The sequence below is a fragment of the Spirosoma panaciterrae DSM 21099 genome, from assembly GCF_000374025.1.
In the GTDB taxonomy this organism is placed as follows: domain Bacteria; phylum Bacteroidota; class Bacteroidia; order Cytophagales; family Spirosomataceae; genus Spirosoma; species Spirosoma panaciterrae.
Window position 1 is genome coordinate 165758 of the sequence record NZ_KB893180.1, and the last position, 21218, is coordinate 186975.

The 21218-nt window shown below is 49.3% G+C and carries 19 protein-coding genes; 10 read left to right on the plus strand and 9 right to left on the minus strand.

Annotation, left to right across the window (positions count from 1 at the left end; genetic code table 11):
* Positions 1-99: 99 nt before the first annotated feature.
* Both B153_RS0111860 and B153_RS0111865 read right to left on the minus strand, forming a co-directional pair.
* Positions 100-804: a glycine zipper domain-containing protein gene (locus B153_RS0111860; protein ID WP_020596928.1), complete on the minus strand. Its 705-nt coding sequence runs from the start codon at positions 802-804 to the stop codon at positions 100-102.
* Positions 805-1055: 251 nt separating this feature from the next.
* Positions 1056-2852: a M61 family metallopeptidase gene (locus tag B153_RS0111865; RefSeq protein WP_026262093.1), complete on the minus strand. Its 1797-nt coding sequence runs from the start codon at positions 2850-2852 to the stop codon at positions 1056-1058.
* Between the two features lie 311 nt (positions 2853-3163).
* Here B153_RS0111865 and B153_RS38215 point away from each other — a divergent pair, with 311 nt between their 5' ends.
* The gene (locus B153_RS38215; protein ID WP_211221667.1) at positions 3164-3319 is read left to right on the plus strand and encodes a hypothetical protein; all 156 of its coding nucleotides are present in this window, start codon (positions 3164-3166) and stop codon (positions 3317-3319) included.
* Positions 3252-3743, plus strand: coding sequence for a DUF6169 family protein (locus B153_RS38550; RefSeq protein ID WP_020596930.1), 492 nt, complete (start codon positions 3252-3254; stop codon positions 3741-3743). Before B153_RS38215 ends, B153_RS38550 begins: the two co-directional genes overlap by 68 nt.
* On the opposite strand, the gene B153_RS0111875 is transcribed toward B153_RS38550, so the two are convergent.
* On the minus strand, positions 3744-5060 hold the full coding sequence (locus B153_RS0111875) for an MFS transporter (RefSeq protein ID WP_020596931.1): 1317 nt from the start codon (positions 5058-5060) through the stop codon (positions 3744-3746). It abuts the gene before it with no gap.
* A 180-nt stretch (positions 5061-5240) separates the two neighbouring features.
* On the opposite strand from B153_RS0111875, the gene B153_RS0111880 reads away from it, so the two are divergent.
* A complete protein-coding gene (locus tag B153_RS0111880) occupies positions 5241-5543 on the plus strand; it encodes a hypothetical protein (RefSeq protein ID WP_020596932.1) in 303 nt (100 codons plus the stop codon).
* A gap of 79 nt (positions 5544-5622) precedes the next feature.
* On the opposite strand, the gene B153_RS0111885 is transcribed toward B153_RS0111880, so the two are convergent.
* From B153_RS0111885 to B153_RS0111900, 4 genes are all read right to left on the minus strand, one after another.
* Complete coding sequence (locus B153_RS0111885) at positions 5623-6057, minus strand: VOC family protein (protein WP_020596933.1); 435 nt, start codon at positions 6055-6057, stop codon at positions 5623-5625.
* A gap of 345 nt (positions 6058-6402) precedes the next feature.
* Positions 6403-7194: a 3-keto-disaccharide hydrolase gene (locus B153_RS0111890; protein WP_020596934.1), complete on the minus strand. Its 792-nt coding sequence runs from the start codon at positions 7192-7194 to the stop codon at positions 6403-6405.
* A gap of 67 nt (positions 7195-7261) precedes the next feature.
* Positions 7262-8053: a M90 family metallopeptidase gene (locus B153_RS0111895; protein ID WP_020596935.1), complete on the minus strand. Its 792-nt coding sequence runs from the start codon at positions 8051-8053 to the stop codon at positions 7262-7264.
* Positions 8054-8110: 57 nt separating this feature from the next.
* On the minus strand, positions 8111-9454 hold the full coding sequence (locus B153_RS0111900) for a DUF4403 family protein (protein ID WP_020596936.1): 1344 nt from the start codon (positions 9452-9454) through the stop codon (positions 8111-8113).
* Between the two features lie 299 nt (positions 9455-9753).
* Between B153_RS0111900 and B153_RS0111905 the strand changes: the two genes are divergently transcribed.
* Both B153_RS0111905 and B153_RS0111910 read left to right on the plus strand, forming a co-directional pair.
* Positions 9754-10782, plus strand: coding sequence for a S66 peptidase family protein (locus B153_RS0111905; RefSeq protein WP_026262096.1), 1029 nt, complete (start codon positions 9754-9756; stop codon positions 10780-10782).
* A gap of 21 nt (positions 10783-10803) precedes the next feature.
* Positions 10804-11043: a DUF3820 family protein gene (locus tag B153_RS0111910; protein WP_020596938.1), complete on the plus strand. Its 240-nt coding sequence runs from the start codon at positions 10804-10806 to the stop codon at positions 11041-11043.
* A 93-nt stretch (positions 11044-11136) separates the two neighbouring features.
* On the opposite strand, the gene B153_RS0111915 is transcribed toward B153_RS0111910, so the two are convergent.
* Complete coding sequence (locus tag B153_RS0111915; RefSeq protein ID WP_157634653.1) at positions 11137-13848, minus strand: M14 family metallopeptidase; 2712 nt, start codon at positions 13846-13848, stop codon at positions 11137-11139.
* A gap of 208 nt (positions 13849-14056) precedes the next feature.
* Positions 14057-15970 carry a hypothetical protein gene (locus tag B153_RS0111920; RefSeq protein ID WP_020596940.1) on the minus strand — a complete coding sequence of 638 codons (1914 nt, stop codon included), beginning with the start codon at positions 15968-15970 and terminating at the stop codon, positions 14057-14059.
* A gap of 188 nt (positions 15971-16158) precedes the next feature.
* Between B153_RS0111920 and B153_RS0111925 the strand changes: the two genes are divergently transcribed.
* The 5 genes from B153_RS0111925 (at position 16159) to B153_RS0111945 (ending at position 21032) form a co-directional block, all read left to right on the plus strand.
* On the plus strand, positions 16159-18060 hold the full coding sequence (locus tag B153_RS0111925) for an AAA domain-containing protein (protein WP_020596941.1): 1902 nt from the start codon (positions 16159-16161) through the stop codon (positions 18058-18060).
* Positions 18061-18128: 68 nt separating this feature from the next.
* A complete protein-coding gene (locus B153_RS0111930) occupies positions 18129-18971 on the plus strand; it encodes an Rpn family recombination-promoting nuclease/putative transposase (RefSeq protein ID WP_020596942.1) in 843 nt (280 codons plus the stop codon).
* Positions 18972-19032: 61 nt separating this feature from the next.
* A complete protein-coding gene (locus B153_RS0111935; protein WP_020596943.1) occupies positions 19033-19947 on the plus strand; it encodes a hypothetical protein in 915 nt (304 codons plus the stop codon).
* A 9-nt stretch (positions 19948-19956) separates the two neighbouring features.
* Positions 19957-20532: a Crp/Fnr family transcriptional regulator gene (locus B153_RS0111940; protein WP_020596944.1), complete on the plus strand. Its 576-nt coding sequence runs from the start codon at positions 19957-19959 to the stop codon at positions 20530-20532.
* A 62-nt stretch (positions 20533-20594) separates the two neighbouring features.
* Complete coding sequence (locus B153_RS0111945) at positions 20595-21032, plus strand: carboxymuconolactone decarboxylase family protein (protein ID WP_020596945.1); 438 nt, start codon at positions 20595-20597, stop codon at positions 21030-21032.
* Positions 21033-21218: the final 186 nt, after the last annotated feature.

Here is a 21218-nt window from a genome sequence, read left to right on the forward strand (position 1 = left end):
AACGTACCTATTCCTAATGGACCAGGTATGATCAGATACCGTTAGGAATTGATCACATCTGACAACTCCTAACGGCAAGCTACTGTTTTTGAAAAGAGCCTACCAGCTTTTCCGACGGTATTCGGAGGTAGGATACGGCGATGAAGGGTCACCGTAGGTATCATTGGGCAGAAAACCCGACTTAAGTACATAAGACGCAACAACCTGCGTTGTATCGACCAGACTAACGGGTTGCCCCTGGGCACCAGCCACTGCTTCCATACCGGGTCTGACAGACTGGGTCGGTGCCGTTTTCTGAGCTACGGCTCTAGCCTGTTCAGCGTGGTTAGCAGCCGCCCGGTCGGCAGCCGCTTTTTGGGCTGCGGCCCGTTCAGCAGCCGCAATTCGGGCCGCTTCTGCTTTTTTCTTATTGTCGATATGCTTACCAATGGCGTATCCGGCAGCGCCCCCAGCTACCCCACCAATGACGCCACCAACCGCCCGATTGCGTTTGTTGATAATGGCGCCTGCAGCCGCACCAGCACCGACACCAATGGCCGTTCCTTTAGCCTGAGGGCTCCAGCGACGTTTCGCATTTTTGCCGATGGCGTACCCGGCTGCACCACCTGCCACACCACCTACTACTCCGCCAACAACGCGGTTCTGTTTATTGATAATGGCTCCCAGGGCGGCTCCTGCACCAGCACCAATTACGGCTCCCTTTGTACCTGACCCCCATCCTTTTACGGACTGGGCCTCGGCCAACTGACTGAAGGGCACGACTGCAAGCCCAACCAGGGCAACAATCTGATGTATGGTTTTCATAACGGTTTCTGTTTAATGGATACGATGGATGTTAATTTCCAAATAACGTAGACTACTACATCATTGTTTACGGTAAGATTCTTTCCGCACTTAAAGGTTTAATCAGAAGATCCATCGTATCTATCCTCATGCTGACCCTCCGCAATTGCTTTACGGCAAAAAAACGCCTGAAACCAATAAACAGCCCAAAAAAGAAAATCGCCGTAGCTACTCGATCAGGTAACTACGGCGAATCGAAATCGGGCTATGGTTTACAAGTTCCGCATCCAGACTTCGCGAAGCTGCACCTGTTGAGGGGTTGCCTGTGGATCAACTTCAAAAACGAATTGTTTGACGTTGGCTTTTTCCTGCATAGTAGCTTCAACCGTGCTGTCCTGCCCATTGCGCCGAACCGTAATTTTGTAGGGATCCCCCCCTTTCAACTGTTTTATATCAGCCTGAATTTTTGCAACGTTATCCATATTAACGGCAATACCATTGAAGGCAACCCATTCATCATTTTCCTGAATGCCAACCTTTTGAAGCGGCTCAGGCACTTTCGACAAGACAAATTTGGACCCGTTAAACGAAGCCTTCATGCCCAGGGTTGGTATTTTCTCTCCGGTAGCAATAGCAGGCAAGTACGAAATTCCCAGCTTACCATAATAGTCTTTGAACGGTAGGGGTTCGGCGGCTTTCACATAGCGATTAAAGAAGTCAGCAATTTCGGGATAGGTCTTCTTCGTAAAAATGTCGAAGAACTCTTTTTCCGGGAACGCCTTGTTCGGACCATATTCCGTGGCCAATTCGTTGATTACCTCCCGCAAGCCCCGCGTTCCGTTCGACAACTCCAGCAGACGAATATCCAGCAAACCCGCTACAAGTGCCCCACGCGCGTAAATATTCCCATATTGCCGCTGCCCTTCGTCGGTATAACAGGTCAGCCCTAATTTACTCAGGCTATATGTAGTATCCAGGCTCTTATCGTAAACAATTTTCTGGGTTTGCTCATTCAGGTACGTAGGCAAGTCGATCAGTTTATCGCGCAACTGCATGGCATCGCTGGCCCACTCCGTTACGCCTTCGTAAAGCCACAAATGCTCCGAAGGTGTGGGAGTTACGAAATTGAACTGCTGAATGATCTCGCTATGAATATTCAACGGCGTGACGACATGGAAAAATTCGTGTGCGGCAATCGACGTCATGTTATCGGCCAGTTTCTTCGAGAACTCTTCCTCCCGAATCACGTATTCTGAACTGTACGAATGCTCCCAGGCACCCCAGTCCTGATCTTCGAAATGATACAGGAACGTATAGCGTTTTACGGGCAACTGTTTCAGGAACTTCCCGGCGGCCGTCAGCATCGCCTGCATGTTGTTCAGTAGCTGATCTGATTTGATCTTATCGGTTTTTGAGTAGGTATACACATCTACCTGAGCACCGGCTACTGTCGTGCTGGCTTTGGTCAATCGACCCAGCAGAATCGGGGAATCGACAATCCGGTCGTAGTTGGCGGCTACGAAATTGCCCTTTTCGTTTTTGTCGAGGGCTGTTCCTACAGCCCAGTCGGCCGGGTAGTTGAGTTTTACTTCCAGTGGCGTTCCCTGCATACCCGTCGGATACCCGAACACGCCCTGTCCGTTGATGAGTACGTGATCCTGCTCGATGGAGGTACCGCACATATTGTAGGGCTTGTGCTCGTTCACGGGTGTATCCCAGGTTTCGGCAATACTGTATTGAACCGTCCGCACCTGCGCAGGTTTGTCCAGTTTCCACTGATTAGTCGAAATCTGTTCCGTTTTCACCTCGCGCCCTTTGGCGTCAAAGGCTTTGAAGGATCGAACATATCGGCCAATATCCATAACCTGATAGGTTCCGGGAGCCGTGGAGGCAAACTGATAAACGGCATTCCCATCCGTTAAACCACTGACGTGCAGGGTCACCTTAAACTGGTCATCTGCCCGGTCGTTGAGGTTCACCTCATAGCGCAAAGGTGTGGTTGGGTCGGCAATCGCTGACTGAAAAAATAAGGCTGCAATAGCCGGCATAAGAAGGTGTACGATCTTCATGTACTTTACTATTCGATTGATGAAGGACGATTTACTGTAGTTAAATGTATTCGTTTATAACGTCCTTTCCGGTTTGATTTGATATCGGTTGGTTGCTAAAACTTGTTAAGAAGTAGCAAGATACAGCAAGTCAACGGCCTTATAAAATGGCCTGTTCGTTAACGGAAGTATGAGGGGATGGATGGCAAGTTTTCTTTTCGGCACCTTATACTGCCGTTTTATGTTCGGCATTAACAAACACTGCAGTTTCGCTTTTTTAATTTAAATTCATACCTTTAACATAAATTAAGTTACATAACCAGCTAAACATCATGGCAACGACAGTAGAACGCCCGAAAAACATCGCCAAACAGATGTTAGAGCGCAAAAAGCTAATCGAAGAATATTTTAAAAGTGGAGATGAGTCAAAAAAACCAGCCGGAGTCAAATTCGTCAAACCCTTTACCATACCCACTGAGGAGCGTTGAAGATGGCTTAATTTTCGTTACTGAGCTTGGCGTGACCTATAAGATAGGCTTTGCTGATGATTCAGTTTATGTATCGGAATCGTCATTTGCGCATGAAGTATTCTCGTTTTCAATAACTCCTATAGCTGGTCAGGTCAGGCAAAAAGATCCACGTGTTGAACAAACTGTTATTAGAGCCATCCTTTTAACGTTTGATACTTTGCCTGATGCTGTTATCAATTATGTTTGTAGCCTGGACAATGATCAGCAAATAGCGCGAAGCCGATTATTCCATAGATGGTACCTTAAGGCGGGCACCACTCACTTTATCAAGCTTGATTTTACAGATCACGAAAACAGAATTTATACCTCAGTCCTTTTTCGAAGTAACCACCCGGCAGAAGCAGAAATACGGAATCTTTTTGCAGAATCCTTCACAAAATAGCTATTCCTCCACAACCGATTCAACAGCCTGGCTTTGGTAATTTTCGGACAATAGCCGATACGCGCGGGAACGCATGGCCAGGATCGTAATCAGCAAGCCAATCAGCCCCGTTACGGTAAACAACAAAGCCAGACCCCGGTCTTTACCCGTACCAAACCAACCGCCAATCAGATCAACGCCCGCGCCGGTAGTCATAAATGGAATGAATACATACTGCGCAATGGGGCCAATCATAAACGCGGTTATAGGTGAGGCAGCCTCTTCTACACTCTGGGCAAACCCAAATACCCGCCCCTGCCTTTCGGGCGGTACCAACTTCTGAAGGATCGTCTGTTCAGCCGCTTCCACAACCGGAATCAGACACAGATAGGTAAACATGCCAATGGCCAGCAAAATAATCGATGCCTGAATGGTAAAGAATACGCACAACGTCCACATAATGATGTTGCTGATGAAAAGGGTTCGAAGCGGCTGCTTACCCAAACCAACACGAGCCACGACTAACCCGCCGATGATAAAGCCCAGACTCAGAACTCCCCATAAGATTCCCCACGTTTGCACGGTCACTAACGATAGCCCATACGCATCCATCAACGACATAAAGACCCCGCCCAGGAAGTTGTTAAACATGTTGAAGAAGATAAGTGCAAACAGCCCCTGACTCCCCCGCAACACCCGTATCGTTCCGGGAATATCAATGTGTTTGGTTTGCCCGTCCACATGCGCAATCCCTTGCTCGGGTATAGTAAGCAAAAGGAGATGCGTGGCTGCCACCAGGGTAAGGGCAATAGCCAGCACCAGCATCCAGAATACACCCAAAAACCCGATAATCAATCCGCTGAAGATCGATGCCACCAGAAACGACACCCCGTTGACCGTACCGACCAAGCCGTTGGCTTTATCCCGGCCTTCTTCGGGAATCAACACTGTAATCAGCGTTGATAAGGCAATCGAACGAATATTTCCAGCAATGGCCCCCATTAATGATACCACCACAAAGGCCCACAGAATCGGACTGGATGGATTCGTAAACACAGCTTGTGGGGTGGTTAAATAAATGGTCAGCGCCAGCACATAGAGTCCGAGCGAGGCCAGACTTGATAGAAACATGGCTCGCTTCTTTTTGTATCGGTCGACCAGGGAGCCCAGAAAAAAGCCCGAAAGGGCTACTGTACCCGAATAAACCCCTGCCATGACGGACGTTGCCACCACCGATTTGGTTTCCAGATACACCCAGAAGGTAACGGCAAACCAAACCGAGTTATTCGTTAGGGAAGCCGTTAGCGAATTGGCGAGTACGGCATAAAATGTTCTCATGATACCCGATTATACCAAGTTTTTCGCAAACGTAGAGCCAAACAGAGGGATTCCTATGTCGCCAGATGCGATCCAGTTAAAAGACAGAAAATAGTACAGCGTATATGAAACTATTCTTCCAGTAGCCCGTCTAAGCTACTACTTACGAAAGCAATTAGTTCACAATCAACCTTTACGATCATGAAAAAAAACACACCCATGCTGCAGGAAGAACTCGACGTTTTCCGGGCAAAAATCAAAACAATGATTCACCAGTTGTATCGTGCGAACGTAACGAACCGAAACGGTGAAGTAATGGCTGAAGTTGCCCTGACGGAAGAATGGGAATATGAGGGCCAGGAATTAAACGCGATTACAGAGCAGGGACTGGCGTATATGGTCGATAATACGATTGATGAACTTTTCACCTGGGATGACCTGGAAACCGAATCCCTTATTGAAGTTGTGCAGATTCTGGAAGAAAGGGAATTTGTTGACTGCTAACGTGAACTCCCCCTAACCAATTCTGTTAGGGGGAGTTCACTTTTATACCATCAGCAGGGCTGGTACGGGTACTGTTCTGTTACGAAACGCGGGCTTCGGCGGCTGGTTGCTCCTGTTGAATCGCGCTGGGGTCCATATAAAAGACCTCCCACAAGTGCCCGTCCAGATCCTGATACCCATGACCATACATAAAGCCCCGATCATCGGGCTCACTGGGCGTGGTAGCACCAGCCGCAACCGCTTTGCGCACAAGTTCATCGACATCTTCCCGGCTATCGGCCGACAGGCAGATGATGGCTTCAGCGGTTTTTGTGGTATCCGCGATTTCTTTCTTTGAAAAGCCTTTGAAGAATGGCTCAACCAGCAGCATGACGTAAATATCCTCACTGATAATCATGCAGGTAGCGTTCTCGTCGGTAAACTGAGGATTGAAGGTATAGCCTACCTGCGTGAAGAATTCGACGGATTTTTGCAGGTTTTTAACGGGCAGATTTACAAAAATTTTCGTTGCCATGTGTATTAGTGTTTGCTGTTTACACAACAAAAATACACCGAAAAGCGACCATCGGAGGAGGGCAAATGCGGCAATAACCGGGTCGATTGCGGCAACCTTTCAGCGCCGAATTTTACTCTTTATTTTGTAGGAACCAGCATCTCCAGAATCCATCATCTATCCTCAGCGAACCTTGCGATGCCATTGTACAATACCCAACAAACCTGTCAACCATCCTTCATAGCCAACAAGTAGTTTTGTAGTATCGGGTCGGGTGTGTACGGGTATTGGTATAAAGACGAGGAGGGCGTAATAGGAGTTGCAGACGCATATTTTCTCCTATACGCCCTCCTTACCAGAGTATGATTAAAAATCCGTATTCGCAGCTTTCAGTTCGATTGGCTTAATCCAGATGTTGCGGTAGAATACGTCATGGCCTTCGGCCTGTAGTTTCAAGCCGCCGGGTGTATCGGTAATGCCTTTGCCGCCGTCGTTCCCACCATCGATCCCCGAGTTAGGCCCACCCCATACCTGACTGATTTTCTGGTTTTTATGAACTTTCTTACCATTGAAGTACATAGTCACCATAGCCGGTTCCACCCGCTTCCCATTCTCGAAACGAGCGGCCCGAAACTGAATATCATACGCATTCCACTTTCCAACTCCGTTGTAGGCATAGTAGGGCGATGGAGTTTCGTTGATCACTGCGCCCAGACCATGACTGGTTGTGTCGCCATCGAGTACCTGAATTTCGTAGCGATTCTGTAAATACACACCGCTGTTGCCACCAGGTTTGCTGATGTAGAACTCTATGTGCAAACGAAAATCGCGGAAGGTTTCTTTGGTAACGATGTCGGCAGAGCCATACTTTCCGCCCGCAGCAGCCGGGTCATTGGTATTCATGACGGTACCCGGCCCGGCCGGATCTTTCTCTATTTTCCACTTTATGGGCAATGTGGCCGCCAACCGTGGGCCTTCCCAATACGTCCACTTTTCATCAAGCATTTTGCGGGAACCATCAAACAACACTTCAGCGCCTTTAGCGGGTTTGGCCCCTACCCCAATTTGGGCCAGCGCCTGAGTAACCACAAGCCCAACCAAAGCCGTGGATAACAGAACCTGATGAATACTGGGTGATTTTAAGGCAATGCGTTTCATACGAGAGAGCAACGGATTTATATACCCTACCATAAGCCGCCAATTGGGTGTATTTACCCGTCGCTACTCAGTTTACAGTCTTATTGGTAGCCAGCGGGTTCTGACGGAAGATTTCTTCCAGCCGCGCAAACAGGGCCGGGTGTTTTTCCTGTAGCAGATCGGGCCGTTTGAAAAAATATTCCGACACCACGGCAAAGAACTCGGCTTCGTTTGTAACGCCATACGGATTAATGTCCGACTGGTTGGCTCTGATATCGTGAATACTTTTATGAATAAGTTGTAGCCAGGGTTTACTATGATCTTTCGGAAGCAAATACTCGGGTAGGCCATCCGTGGCTCCGTCTACCTTATCCAGCAGGTGTACAAACTCATGAATCCCTGTATTGTCTTTACTGGTTTTGTTGTCAAAACCTTCGTGTAAAGCTGGTTTCGACAAAACCATTGTGCTTTGTAAGGCCCCGCCCTCACCAACCATGCCCAATATCATTCGATTATCACCCTCTGTCTGATAGTCTTCGTTGAATCGATCGGCATACAGCAGCACGTTTGTAAGCGGATAATACCAATCCGTAAATCCGAATATGGGTATAATAGCACTACTGGCAACCAGTACTTTATCCAGTTCATCGACGGTAGTGCCTACACCTTCTATCCGAGCGGTACTCAAAAAATGAGCTACCCGCTTGTCAAACTCTTTCTTTCGGTCATCAGTCAGTGCCCGATAATAAGCCACGTGCTGCTGAAGCAGTTGGCTATATGTCGCATCAGGTGTTACAGGCTCTATAGCCCGGGGTCTGGCATATTGCCAGATGAGCCAGCCGAATAATAGTAAAACAGGTACACTTATCAGAAAAACCATTGTGCAAAATTGCCTCCAGGCTGGTTATAGCGAGCGAATAAGTCAGCGTAAGGCGGTTTATAACTGTTTGATTTTTAAACCAACCTGCGACTCGACCTTAATCAGAGCCTGAATCCCATCGGGCCGTATGGCTATCTTCTGAGGAGTAAACCGAAACGCATGAATGTCCAGATCGGTCTTTTTCCCAGCTCCTCCTTTTTGGAACGCATCCTCGATCTTATGCGGAAACTGAGCAATGTCGTCGGCCAGCCGAATGGTTAGCAATTCCTTTAACAAGAGTTGTAAAGGCTTGTGCCAGACAGGTTTGGTACTCCTGGCCAGTACGTTGCTGGTTTGGGCATCGAAATCCAGATTGGGCACTTTCAAGGTATTGGTCAACGTATCGAACTCGGGCCGCCCCCGCAGATAAACCGGCCCATCGACCAATCCATCCATATCGACTTTCACAATCAAACTGTGTTGTGCCCCATAAACCGATACACCCTTCAGCGTAACCGAACCCAACGCCATTTTTTTAGGCTGCCTGCTTATTGTAAGTTTCATAATCCGGTTAATATCGGCATAGGGAATGAAACTCATCAGGTGTAAATCGGATACCTGTGAAACCGTATCGCGTTTCTGTAGCCGGGGTAGCGCTGTTTTTGGATGTACGGGCGGGCTGGGTTTCAGTTCGGTTTTTGTCCGAAAGGCCATTCGGATATGGGTCGTCAACTGGTGAGCGTCACCCGTAACAGGGCCAGCCGCTACACTAACGGGTATTGGCACCAGCCACAGACCATAATCGCGGTCAATGAGTAGCGGCTTTTGTAAGTCATGCCAGATCGGCTTCACCATATTATCGAGCCGCAGATCCCGATGAATGGCCGAATCGATCATGGTTTCGATATCGGTGCGGTGCTTATCGAGGATGTCCTGGGCAACCTTAGCCAATGAAATTTCCTTCCCCAGCACTCGAAGCTCCGGTTCTTTAATCCAGGTGTAGTCGGTAAATTTAGTCCGGCTGTCGAGTCGCCAGTTCGACGTTACACGAATTGGCGTCTGGAAATTGACGTGCAGCGCACAAAATGGCTTTTTAGGCGGGGTCGTATCTCTGCTAAAGGGCTTGGTAAGCCACATTTGTAATGGTGCCGATAAACGGACTTTCTGGTCGGTATACTGCACCTGAACAGGCCCTAACCGTTTGACCCGAAAGGACATAATTCCTTTTACTCTACCTTCTTTGGTCTGTTTACCGATCAGTACCGGATCAAGCTCCCGGTTTATTTTTTCCTGAAGTTCGTTCAACTGAAAAATAATCGGTCCGGCTACATACGACATGGTTTCGGGTATAGGCGGATCGAAGCCTTCGGCCTGCGGAGGCTGGGCTTTTTTAGTTTGGCAATGGCTCAACAACAGAACCATTGCCAGGCTGAAACATCCAAGAAGTAGTGATGGTGAATTTGTCATTAACGGACTGAACAAGCAGACTAAAAGGCTCTTGTTCAAGTAGTAATAACTTCCATTTTTCCGAGTTGTTTTTAGCCGGTCTCAAAAGGCGGCTGGGCCATTGGCCTTCAGCCGGCTGGATAACCTTTTTTTAGATTTATCGCATCGAACTGAATCGGACAAAAAGCCGCATTGAAATACGGTACTGGTCAACCCGAGCTGTATGCTATATCAGAGATTTCGGCTATCTTTCTGAGGTTGAATTTTTTGTTCGTATGCCGTCACGTCGTTCGTTCTTACAGGCTGGTAGTCTGGCTCCCTTTCTTTCTATACTCCCTGCTCAAACTCCGCCTTCCCTTAGCAAACCAACTCGCTTAAAACCAGGCGATACCGTAGGCTTATTTTGTCCGGCCGCACCCGCCTACAGCCAGGAAACGGTCAAAATCGCGCAGGAATCCTTAATGGCGCTGGGGTTCCAGACCAAACTTGGGCCGCACATATATGACCGATATGGCTACCTGGCTGGCCGCGACGCCGACCGGGCAGCGGACTTACACGCCCTTTTCGATGACAAGAGTGTCAAAGCCATTATGGCTATTCACGGAGGCTGGGGCTGTGCCCGATTGCTGCCGTTGCTGGACTATGATCTGATTCAGCGCAACCCGAAAGTACTGATCGGCTACAGTGATGTAACGGCTTTGCTGCTGGCGATATACGCCAAAACCGGATTGGTAACCCTACACGGCCCCGTTGGTTCAGCTACCTTTAATGCCTATACGGTCGACTGGTTTAAACGGCTCCTGATGGATGGCGAAGCCCTGACGATGCGTAACCCAACCGAAAAAGGGGACAATCTTACTCAGGTACAGGATCGAATCACGACCCTCCGACCCGGTTTGGCCCGTGGCCGGCTGGTTGGGGGAAATCTTACTGTGCTGAGTCACCTGATTGGCTCCCCTTACCTGCCCGACTGGAAAAATACCATCCTGTTTCTGGAAGACACCCATGAAGACATTTACCGCGTAGACCGGATGCTGACTCACCTTAAACTGGCGGGTATCCTGAACCAGATAGCGGGTTTTGTGTTTGGCAAATGCAGCGACTGCAACCCAAGTAATGGCGGCTACGGCTCGCTTACCCTCGACGATATTCTGGCCGAACACATCGTCTCATTGGCTAAACCTGCTTTTTCGGGAGCGATGATCGGCCACATTCGTGATAAATTTACCGTCCCGTTAGGTATCGACGCCGAAATCGACGCTACCGCTGGTACTATCCGGCTGCTGGAATCGGCCGTGAGCTAAAGCAATTTGTTAACTCATCTTATGACTCAGGAACAAGGCAATCCCGAACTGCTAAAAGAACTACTTCATTATCAGATGCCCTTTGGCAAACACAAAGGCCAATTAATTCGGGCCTTGCCCGTCTCGTATCTGGAATGGTTTGCGCAAAAAGGATTTCCGGCGGGCAAGTTGGGCATGCTGCTACAAACTATGTACGAAATCAAGCTAAATGGACTGGAGTATCTGCTAGATGAACTGAGTCGGATTCAGCGAAGGGGGTAAGTAAATCCGTTAAACCGCGAGGACGCAAAGGCGCAAAGAATAGTCTTTAAACTTCTTTGTGCCTTTGCGTCCTCGCGGTTTACCATTTGACTATCATTTCTTCTCCTCCTCTTTGGGCTTCGACGAAGGTGTTTTCCAGAAATCGGGCGTACCGTATTTACCTTTCGCTACCTCGCCCCCGTAGAGCACTGAGTTTAGTAAAACCCGGTATGTACCCAGCGGTTGCCCACGCCATTGCGGTCGGAAGCCAATCAGCACCACATGCCCTCTTCCCTGCTGTACATCCAGCGAAGCGGCATAACCCTGCAGGTATTTTTCGCCCAGCAGATAGCCCGACCGCAAGGGCGAGCCTGTTGCCGCAAACTTCGCCAGTGCCTGCCCTTTGAACCCATCCAGCGTGGCAAACACCGGACTTCCATCCACAAACACGGTGGCTTTGCCGGGCATACCCGCCATCACAGGGTGCGTCGGGTCGGTTTCAACTTCGAGCAGTGAGCCCCCCGTGAAATAATCCTTACGAGCGACTCCGGCAACCACGTTTTTGACGGGTAGATGCAATGCATCAATCGCATAATCGCAACTGGCGTTCAGGCAGACGAGGGTTCCGCCCTGATTCACAAATTTGGTCAGACTGGCACTACCCAATTCACCTAAACCGCCCTCGTAAGCGGGAGGAACGGCCCCTTTTGCAAACCCATTTTTAAGGGTCTGTGGGCGGTCGGAAGCCATCAGGATCACATCGAAACGGTCGCTCAGATCATTTCCCTGCATATCGGTATTCGTGATTGCTTCGAATGGGATGCCGAACTGCTCCAGTACCCACTCCGTCCAGCCAGCATCCATACTGGCTGTCCAGGGCTTGTAAAGGGCAATACGGGGTTTTACAGCCGCACCAGTGCCACTGGCCGTTCGTTCTGCGGTTATGCCCAACTCGTTTATCCATTGCTCCAGGGTCGTATTGGCAACGCCACTAATCGCATAGCGCTGGCTATCGGCATTGTATTTGACACTGCCACCCGATTTTAGCGTTCGACCAATCACTTTAAATGCATTATTCTGTACCGGACTTATCAGCGCAGCCGTTCCCGAACCTGTCAATCGCCCTTCCGGTGCATTGATTCCGGCCGAAACCGGATTCGTATCGAAGCCAATACCCGTTATAAAATCGGCGGGTGTTGCGTCTTTTTTGTCATCCTTCTGCCAGTCTTTGGCTGTACCTGACACCATCTGAACAGCGGCTTTCTGGTCGGCCGTGAGCGGGGTCATTGCGGGTTGAACGTTCAGTTCAAATTGCAGGGGCAACGTCCAACCAGCCGCATCATAGGGTTGTTCGGGCGGGCCACCCGGAAACTCACGTAGATCAGGATAAACCTGCACATCCAGCAGTTGTCGGGTTAGTTCGCCATATTCCTGATTCATCGGAATGACCCAGGTGCCTTTGGGATACGTGTGGCCGTTATGCTGAATTTCTTTAGTCAAATGCCCGATGCGAATACCATGAAATGCCAGCCGACGGAGCAGTTCAACAGGCCGGACCGGATCGCGTTGTTTCTGCGGGATGAAATACGCATAAGGCGGCTCCTGCTCATACTTTTTAATCGTGTTCCGACCCGCCTGATACCGATTATAGAGCAGCACATCGCTGTATTTGGCGGCATAGTCGAGCGTGGCCAGCGAAGCCGTTTCCATGTACGCCATCGCATCGCTGATTCGCCACCAGCCACCCGGCCACGGACTTGAATACAAAGACTCGGCTCGTAGCTCTTTTTTGTCCTGCGGAAAATCGCGGATGGTGTAAAAATGGGGCGTTGCATAGTTATACAGAGCCGTTTCGGTCCAGAACGACGGGATATTCTGCATCACGGGCATGTAGTCGATATAACCCGGATACCAGGCATCGAAGCCCGTTCCCATGTGTGTAGCGCCTTTCTGACCGTTACTTTCGAGCGCCTGCGCCATCGCCATCCCGATCATGTTTACCTCGCGGGCGATGATGGGTGGGGTTTGTGGCGCAATGGGTTCAGCAAACGGCGGCAACCAGATGCGGGTTGGGAAGGGCGAGGTCTGGTGATGCACAAAGATGATGTTCGGCTCCCATTCCCGCCAGGTACGCGCCACCACCCGCGACTCGATCATGTTGAGCATGTAGGCGTCGCGGTTGTTGTCGTGACCGACGTACTTCTGGTACAAAAACGGTGGTGGTGCAATTTCGTAGGGCGTACCCACATTCGATTTGTACCAGTCGCCAATCATGGTTTGCCCGTCGGGGTTGAGCGATGGCCACAGCAGTAGAATCACATTGTCCAGAATGGCTTTCATTTTCGGCTCCGACGCTTTGCTGAGCATATCATACGCCAGCGAGATCGTATGCTGTGCCCCCGCTACTTCTGAGGCATGCAATCCCCCGTCGATATGCACCAGCGGTTTGCCTTCCAGCGATAGTTTTTTGGCTTCCTCATCCGTCAGTCCAGCCGGATGGGCCAGCCGCTGGGCAATGTTCCGGTATTTGTCGATGTTGGCCAGGTTCTGGGGCGACGAAATCAGCGCAAAATACCAGGGTCGCCCTTCGGACGTTTCACCCACGTAAACCAGTTTGAGCATATCGCTCGCTTCATCGAGTTTTTTGAAATAACTCAGGGCCTGTTCGTAGGTAGCCAGTTTATAATCGGCACCAACCGGAAAGCCGAGCGTTTCTTCAGGTTTGGGAATAGGCTTTTGCTGGGCGATACTCACCAAACCAGTCAGCAGATACAAACCGATCATGAGCAGACTCGCCTGTCTGCGTACGTACACGTTTTTTAGCATAGTTCAGGTTGTAAGATTTTCCCTTTTCCCAGTGCCCACACATCTCAAAGGCATACGCACCGAACAAGGGAATTTTATTCGGCAATTTACCGAAACTACGGAATTTATATACTATCAGATAGAACGCAGATTACTATGATTCTTATGATTTAGTATGATCTGCGCGAATCTTAACCATCATAAAAATCTGTGTTCTATCCATCTGACGCTATTCTTTACTGAGTTTCACATTGCTGATATATACATGCACGTTCTCGGCATCGTCGGTCATGTTTCGCCAGGTGATGGTACTGAACTGAATACCGGGCGACAGGGTACAGTATTCGCAGGGTTTGCCGTATTTACTTTTGAAGTTGGATGAGGTTGCCAATGGCTTGTTGTTAATAAACAGCGACAATTCATTCCCCTTCTTTTGCAATTTAACGTGTACACTATTCTGCCGATTGGTGAAAACCGTAAGGGGCTGCTCCGACTGACCGCCAGCCTCAACGTAAGTGTTTGATTTTACCAACGGATAACTTACCAACTCGACCTTGGCCAGCCCCCGGTAATTATTGTTGTGATAATCGGCCTCGTTACCTGCCCTGATCTGAAGTTTGATCTGGGTGTAGGCGCTTTTGCGGTCGCCTTTCATTCCCCCTGTCAATTCGAGTTCAACCGCCCCACCCGTTTGGTTGCTGAATGCATCCGTTGCCATGTCGTACTCCAGCGAGAAATTTTCGGGCAGCGGTTTGGGCAAGGCCGTCGGGTCGACTTTGTTATTCACGCCCAGTTGCAGCCATTTACCGGGCAGGTTCTTTACCGTCGTCACCTGCGAGGCTTTGCCATACGACGAAAAATACCAGCCTGCTGGCCGAGCACCGGGTTCATTCACCGAAAAATCGTCGAGAAACAGCACTCCGGCAGGTAATGATGCGCTGGTAGCGGCTGTATTTTTCCAATACGCCCGTTTGCTATAGTCGGCTAGGGTTTTCTTCAATAGCTCTTCATTGACCGGACGATAGGGCTGTCCTTTCACCTTGCCCGGATCGAAAAAATAGTTGTATACGTACTCAAAATTGAAATGCTCCGAAATGGCCCGGTACAACTCGTACTCTTTCCGGCCGTTCTCCTTCGTGGCATACGGGAAATGAATGGCTATCCACTGCGGCTGATCGGTCTGGCATTTTTCGTAGACAGTCGGTTCGTAAGTATACACGCCATATTCGTGTTTCAGATTGGTTGAGAATTGATCAATCTGAAACGGGTCGGATGAACCATCAACCGTATAAATAGTCGGCTGCATGTCTCGGATGATGGCAGGTTCGTTCAATCGGCTGGCGTACCGCTCGCGCAGGGCTTTGAGTTTTTCCCGATACGTTTTGACCTTTTCACGTTCGGCCGCCAGCACCTCCGTTCGCGCCTGTTCGCTGCTGAACTGGCCGACTACATCTTCTTTTTTACGCTCCAAATGACGGTCAAACGACTCATCCGATAGTTGGATAAACTCGCCTTTTGTGAGTTGCCGGATCGGTAATTTATTGCCTGGAACCAGATAGACCGTAATTCCATTGCTGGTCATCGTCGTCAGGTATTTACGCATATTCGGATGGCTTTTCGGGTTGGCATCCTTAAATTTCGTTTTGAAGAAATCAGTATCCATATACCCGTCAGGCAGGCGTGTAAAGATGTATTGCGACGGAGTATTCAGGTAGTAAGCCGGGTTGATATCAAATACCACATTGGCCGCGATTTGAAACGGCACCCAGGTTTCGTCTACGGGTTTCAGCCGCCCCTGTTTATCCCGAACGTCCAGCTCAGCATTGTAGGCCTGAAAGAAAACCCCGTATGCCTGCGGAAAGTACTCGTCTTTTTTGGCGTAGTACCGCTTTCTGAACACGCCCAGCCCGCCAACGGGTGTGTAGGATTGCTGCATCCACTGCACGAACAGGTTATTAATCTCCTGCTGTCGGATTGAAAAGGTTTTGCCACCACTTAGCAACGGTTTCACAGGCTTATCGGCAGGAGTGAGTTTGGTGTACCAACCCATCACACTATCTTCCAGTACCTGCCGCTCACTATGCTGCGCCGATGCAATGGTGATACTGATTACACAAAATAGCAGAAATAGGCTTCTAAACATACGTAGTCTGGTTTTCGAGGCTGTACCCCACTCAGGGTGAATGCGCTTAAAAATAATACGGATTGTGAAAGAACAGCCTTACCGGGCGGTAGGTGTTATTTCCCGGTTGCCCCATGCGAGCTTTTTGTCCCGAATGATGTTATAGAGATAGCCCCGGACAATGATTGGGGAAGTAGCTACTTTTGTGAATGACTTATTTTGACGATCAGCTCGACCTTCTGAAAATCGAACGAGCCGAAGACCGCGCCCAGTACCAAAAACTCACCGAAACCACATCCATTGCCGAACGACGGGCCAACGGTCTGGCCTGGTATCCGATTGCCATTCGAGGTTCCGAAATGAGCCGGGGGGATTACCTGACCGTTGAGGTCGAACGTACCACACATCAGGACATTCCGCATCAGTTTCGGTTTGGGGCTCCCGCTGTTCTGTTCAGCAACCACGACCCGAAAACCGACCGGGTCGAAGGCACGATTACCTATCAGGGAGGCAACCGGGCAAAACTCACCTTACGCACCGACGAACTCCCCGACTGGTCGCGGGACGGGAAACTGGGTCTCGAAGTACTGTTTGATGAGAACAGCTACAACGAAATGGAACAGGCCCTGAAAACGGCTAAACTCCAGAGCGACAAAGCAGACAATCGACTCATTCCGATTCTGACGGGTGAAAAAACGCCCACTTTTCATGCAGAAACGCCCAAACTGACACTGCCCCGACTAAACCCGAGTCAGGTAGCGGCTGTCGAAAAAATCGTGTCGGCCAACGAACTGGCTATTGTTCATGGCCCGCCGGGTACTGGCAAAACCACGACGCTGATTCAGGCCATTAAGACGCTGATCAAACAGGATCACCAGAAAATACTGGTCGTGGCCCCCAGCAATACCGCCGTCGATCTGTTGAGTGAAAAACTGCACGACGAAGGGCTAAACGTACTCCGAATCGGTAACCCGGCCCGCGTATCGGATCGGTTGATGGCGCTGACCCTGGATCATAAAGTAGCGGAGCACAGCGCCATGAAAGAGGCTAAAAAGCTCAAGAAACAGGCGAATGAGTTTCGGAACATGGCCCACAAATACAAGCGAAATTTCGGCAAAGCCGAACGTGACCAACGCAAAGCCCTGTTCGACGAAGCACACCGGATCATGAAAGACGTAGCCAACACGGAGCAGTACGTCATCGACGATCTGGTTGCCAAAGCGCAGGTGATTACAGCCACGCTGGTCGGTGCCAATCATTACACCGTTCGGCAGTTGACCTATCATACGGCTGTGATCGACGAAGCGGGGCAGGCCCTCGAACCCGCCTGCTGGATTCCGATTCTGAAAGCGCAGAAAGTGGTACTCGCCGGAGATCATTGCCAGCTTCCACCCACCATCAAATCGCCGGAAGCAGCCCGGAAAGGTCTGGCCCGAACCTTACTCGAAAAATGCGTGGAGCTGCATCCCGAAGCCGTATCGTTGCTAGACGAACAGTATCGCATGCATGAGCACATCATGGGCTATTCGTCGCAGGTATTTTACGAAAACAAGCTGAAAGCCCATGCGTCGGTAGCCCGACATTCGCTGTTTGAAGGCGATACGTCGCTGGCGTTTGTCGATACAGCGGGTTGTGGCTTCGACGAAAAGCTGGACGGCACCAGTTCGACCAATCCTGAAGAAGCCGCCCTGCTGATGCGGCATCTGAGCCAGCAGGTAGCCGATTTAAGCACCCACTACAACGTCGAAAACTTTCCGACCATTGCGCTCATTTCGCCTTACAAACAGCAGATCAATATCCTGAAAGAGCAGTTGCTACACTACCCCGACTTACAGGCTTACGGCCCTAAAATTTCCGTAAACACCATCGACAGTTTTCAGGGGCAGGAGCGCGACATTGTTTACATCTCACTGGTTCGCAGCAACACCGAAGGCGACATCGGCTTCCTGTCTGACATTCGCCGGATGAACGTAGCCATGACCCGCGCCCGAAAAAAACTGGTGATCGTTGGCGACAGTGCCACTTTAGCCAGCCTGCCTTTCTACGCTGACTTTATCACCTATGCCGAAACCCTCAACACCTACCAAAGCGCCTGGGAATGGATGGGGTAAGATGTTTATTAGATCTGATTTAACAGGTCAGAGGTGTCGGTTTTAATCATTTCCGGTAATTTTGTTACATGGATGCTGGCATTTACATTCCAATTATTTCAGATTATGGATTCAAAGCTACTTTTGGTAATGAAGCCGATAGTCTGTTCCTGCGTGTAGCTTTACAAGCCCTTATCAAATCCGAAACACCGATTCGGGAGGTACATTTCGACAAAAACGCCTTTGAGGCTCTTACAATTGACAGCCGGAGTGGCATTTTTGATTTGTCCTGCACCGATGAGAAAGGGAATCAGTTTATAGTCGAAATGCAGATGGGCTTTGCTCCGTACTTTGTCCAGCGCATGAAATTTTATGCGCTACATAAGTTCAATACGTTAGTAGAACGGGGAGAGTTTGATTATGCTAATTTGCCAAAGCTTTATGCCATTGCATTTTTGGAGAAAAGTATCCTACCTACAGCCAATTTTCATACTGTTGCCAATCTACGAAGCGAGCAAGGTGAAATCATTGACAACCAAATGTCGTTTATAACGGTAGAATTGGCTAAATTTGAAAAGCCTGTGAATGAGGTCGAAACGGATCTAGAAAAGCTGGTTTATACGATGAAGACGTTACATACAAGTGAACCAACTCAGTACCCCGCTTTCTGGAATGAGGAGTGGCTTAAGCGAGCTATTGATGAGTTAGATACACGCAAGATGAGCCCAGAAGAACGGGCCTACTTTGCCCGTATAACAGCGGCCAATGCCGAAGCAGTTAAAGCAGAGAAGATACGAATGGAAGAAATAAAGAAAATCGCCATTCAAAAAGCACTTAAGCGCGGAAAACTCACAGTTGAAGAAATAGCTGAGGATAATAGCGTTTCTGTTGATTTTGTGCTTGAAGCTCAGCGACAAGCTGATAATCGCTAAATCACTAGCCCTCTGCAGCTATTTAGCTCAAAATCAACGTTCCCCCTCTCCCATACAACCCATGCGAAATTACCAACTCGTGCTGGTACTGCTCTTTGTTTCAGCCAGTCAGACGCTTTTTGGCCAGCAGATAAACACGGTAAATTCGTACAGTATCCCGTTTCAGCTAACGAACTATAATAACCTCGCTGTAAAAGCCGTCCTGAATCGGCAGGATACGGTAAACCTGATGTTTCATACGGCGGCCAATGCCGTTACACTGACCGAAGAAGCGCTCAAAACCGTTAAGAGTCTGATCTTTGCCGGAGCCGATAGCGTAAAAAGCTGGGGCGGTTCAGGAAATACATCGCGGTTCAGCAAGAGCAATCTGCTCCAGATCGGTGAGCAAACGTGGCCTAACACCCCCATCTGGGAAAACCTAAACTCTGGTCCTCAAACCGATGGTAAGTTTGGCATCGACCTTTTCGAAGGCAAAGTTCTTGAGCTGGATTTCGACGCGAACCGACTAACCATTCATACGAATGTTCCCGGTAAAATCAGCCAATACGAGAAGCTAAAGCTAGTATTCGACAATGATATGCTATTTCTGGAAGCCCATTGTAAGGTTGGGGATCAGGCGCTGAAAAATCGGTTTCTGATTCATTCGGGCTATTCGGGCGCGGTATTGCTGGACGATCAGTTTGTGGGCGAGCATAAACTGGTGGAGACTTTGAAAGTCATCAGTGAAAAGGAGTTAAAGGACTCGTTCGGCAACGTTATTAAGACGCAAAAAGCCATTTTACCAGCCCTGACAATTGGCAATCAAACGTTAACCGGTGTACCCGTCGGTTTTTTCAAAGGGGCCCTTGGTCGACAGAAGATGAGTATTCTGGGCGGGGATGTACTGAAGCGGTTCAATATCATCATCGATGCGAAACGCGAGTATGTTTACCTGAAACCCAGCAAACAGCTAAAAGTACCTTACTCCGCCAGTTGACGTCGAGCCATGTCTGATTCCCTGCCAAAGCACATCCGAAAATTCATCACTATTGACGATGATGAGTTAACCAACGCGTTAACGTTTTTCCGGCCGATCAGCCTGCGTAAAAAGGAGAATCTGCTGGTTGAGGGAGAGATTTGTAAATCGAATTACTTCGTGGTAAGCGGTTGTCTGCGGATGTTCTTCGTCAATGAAAAGGGCGTTGAGCAAACCGTACAATTTGCGCTTGAAAACTGGTGGCTTGCCGATTATACGTCATTCTCCGCACAAAAGCCTGCTGCCTTTTCGATTCAGGCCGTGGAAAAATCGGAAGTCCTGGCTATTGATTTTGCGGCTAACGAAACCCTGCTGGCTCAGCATCCTTGTCTGGAACGCTATTTCCGGCTTGTTCATCAGCGGGCTCATGCAGCCGCTCAGTATCGGATGAAGTACCACTACGATCATTCGCGGGAGGAACTGTACCATGAGTTCGCCCGACTGTTTCCTGAGTTTGTGCAGCGAATTCCGCAATACTTACTGGCTTCGTATCTGGGCTTTACGCCCGAATACCTGAGCGAAATCAGAAGCCGAAAGCTTTCTTAAACTGGTTTAAGAAGTCTATCCTACGAGTGGATTTACCTTTGTTCCAACCAAATAACAACGCAATGGAACAACGAGTAAATATTCAGCAAACACTACCTGCGGTCTGGAAAGCCATGTACGGTTTATCGGCCAGTGTCAGCCAATTGAGCATCACGCCGATTCAGAAAGAGCTGATCAAAATCCGGGCGTCGCAAATCAATCAGTGTGCGTTCTGCCTCAATATGCATACCCGCGATGCACTAAAACTCGGCGAAACTCCGCAACGGATTTTTCTGCTAAACGCCTGGCGCGAAACCGACCTGTTTACGCCCGAAGAAAAAGCGATTCTGGCCATCACTGAAGAAGTAACCCTGATCCATCAGCATGGGGTTTCAGAGTCCACCTACCAGCAGGCCGGGCAGTTTTTCAGCCCCGAAACCATTGCCGAAATCATCATATCGGCTGTGGCTATCAACACCTGGAATCGCATCGCCGTAAGTACCAATTTGCCCATCGACTAAGGCACATTGCCAAAAGAATTTCAGGCCAAAGCCCATCATGAATGAGATAACTATCATTCCTGATGGGCTTTGGCCTATTCATCAAGCACCCATCTATTTAGAAAACTTCATTGAAACACTTATCTTTGCAGAGCTAACGCCAATAGCTCATCTCCACATGTAAGATCTAAGTAACAGGATAATCGT

Bases quoted from the DNA above. Each gene is read 5' to 3' on its own strand.
- B153_RS38550 (WP_020596930.1), top strand. From the start codon at position 3,252: ATGAGTCAAAAAAACCAGCCGGAGTCAAATTCGTCAAACCCTTTACCA.
- B153_RS0111905 (WP_026262096.1), top strand. From the start codon at position 9,754: ATGCCGTCACGTCGTTCGTTCTTACAGGCTGGTAGTCTGGCTCCCTTT.
- B153_RS0111880 (WP_020596932.1), top strand. From the start codon at position 5,241: ATGAAAAAAAACACACCCATGCTGCAGGAAGAACTCGACGTTTTCCGG.
- B153_RS0111875 (WP_020596931.1), bottom strand. From the start codon at position 5,060: ATGAGAACATTTTATGCCGTACTCGCCAATTCGCTAACGGCTTCCCTA.
- B153_RS0111920 (WP_020596940.1), bottom strand. From the start codon at position 15,970: ATGTTTAGAAGCCTATTTCTGCTATTTTGTGTAATCAGTATCACCATT.
- B153_RS0111900 (WP_020596936.1), bottom strand. From the start codon at position 9,454: ATGGTTCTGTTGTTGAGCCATTGCCAAACTAAAAAAGCCCAGCCTCCG.
- B153_RS0111885 (WP_020596933.1), bottom strand. From the start codon at position 6,057: ATGGCAACGAAAATTTTTGTAAATCTGCCCGTTAAAAACCTGCAAAAA.
- B153_RS38215 (WP_211221667.1), top strand. From the start codon at position 3,164: ATGGCAACGACAGTAGAACGCCCGAAAAACATCGCCAAACAGATGTTA.
- B153_RS0111910 (WP_020596938.1), top strand. From the start codon at position 10,804: ATGACTCAGGAACAAGGCAATCCCGAACTGCTAAAAGAACTACTTCAT.
- B153_RS0111895 (WP_020596935.1), bottom strand. From the start codon at position 8,053: ATGGTTTTTCTGATAAGTGTACCTGTTTTACTATTATTCGGCTGGCTC.
- B153_RS0111935 (WP_020596943.1), top strand. From the start codon at position 19,033: ATGCGAAATTACCAACTCGTGCTGGTACTGCTCTTTGTTTCAGCCAGT.
- B153_RS0111940 (WP_020596944.1), top strand. From the start codon at position 19,957: ATGTCTGATTCCCTGCCAAAGCACATCCGAAAATTCATCACTATTGAC.
- B153_RS0111945 (WP_020596945.1), top strand. From the start codon at position 20,595: ATGGAACAACGAGTAAATATTCAGCAAACACTACCTGCGGTCTGGAAA.
- B153_RS0111930 (WP_020596942.1), top strand. From the start codon at position 18,129: ATGGATGCTGGCATTTACATTCCAATTATTTCAGATTATGGATTCAAA.
- B153_RS0111865 (WP_026262093.1), bottom strand. From the start codon at position 2,852: ATGAAGATCGTACACCTTCTTATGCCGGCTATTGCAGCCTTATTTTTT.
- B153_RS0111890 (WP_020596934.1), bottom strand. From the start codon at position 7,194: ATGAAACGCATTGCCTTAAAATCACCCAGTATTCATCAGGTTCTGTTA.
- B153_RS0111925 (WP_020596941.1), top strand. From the start codon at position 16,159: ATGACTTATTTTGACGATCAGCTCGACCTTCTGAAAATCGAACGAGCC.
- B153_RS0111860 (WP_020596928.1), bottom strand. From the start codon at position 804: ATGAAAACCATACATCAGATTGTTGCCCTGGTTGGGCTTGCAGTCGTG.
- B153_RS0111915 (WP_157634653.1), bottom strand. From the start codon at position 13,848: ATGCTAAAAAACGTGTACGTACGCAGACAGGCGAGTCTGCTCATGATC.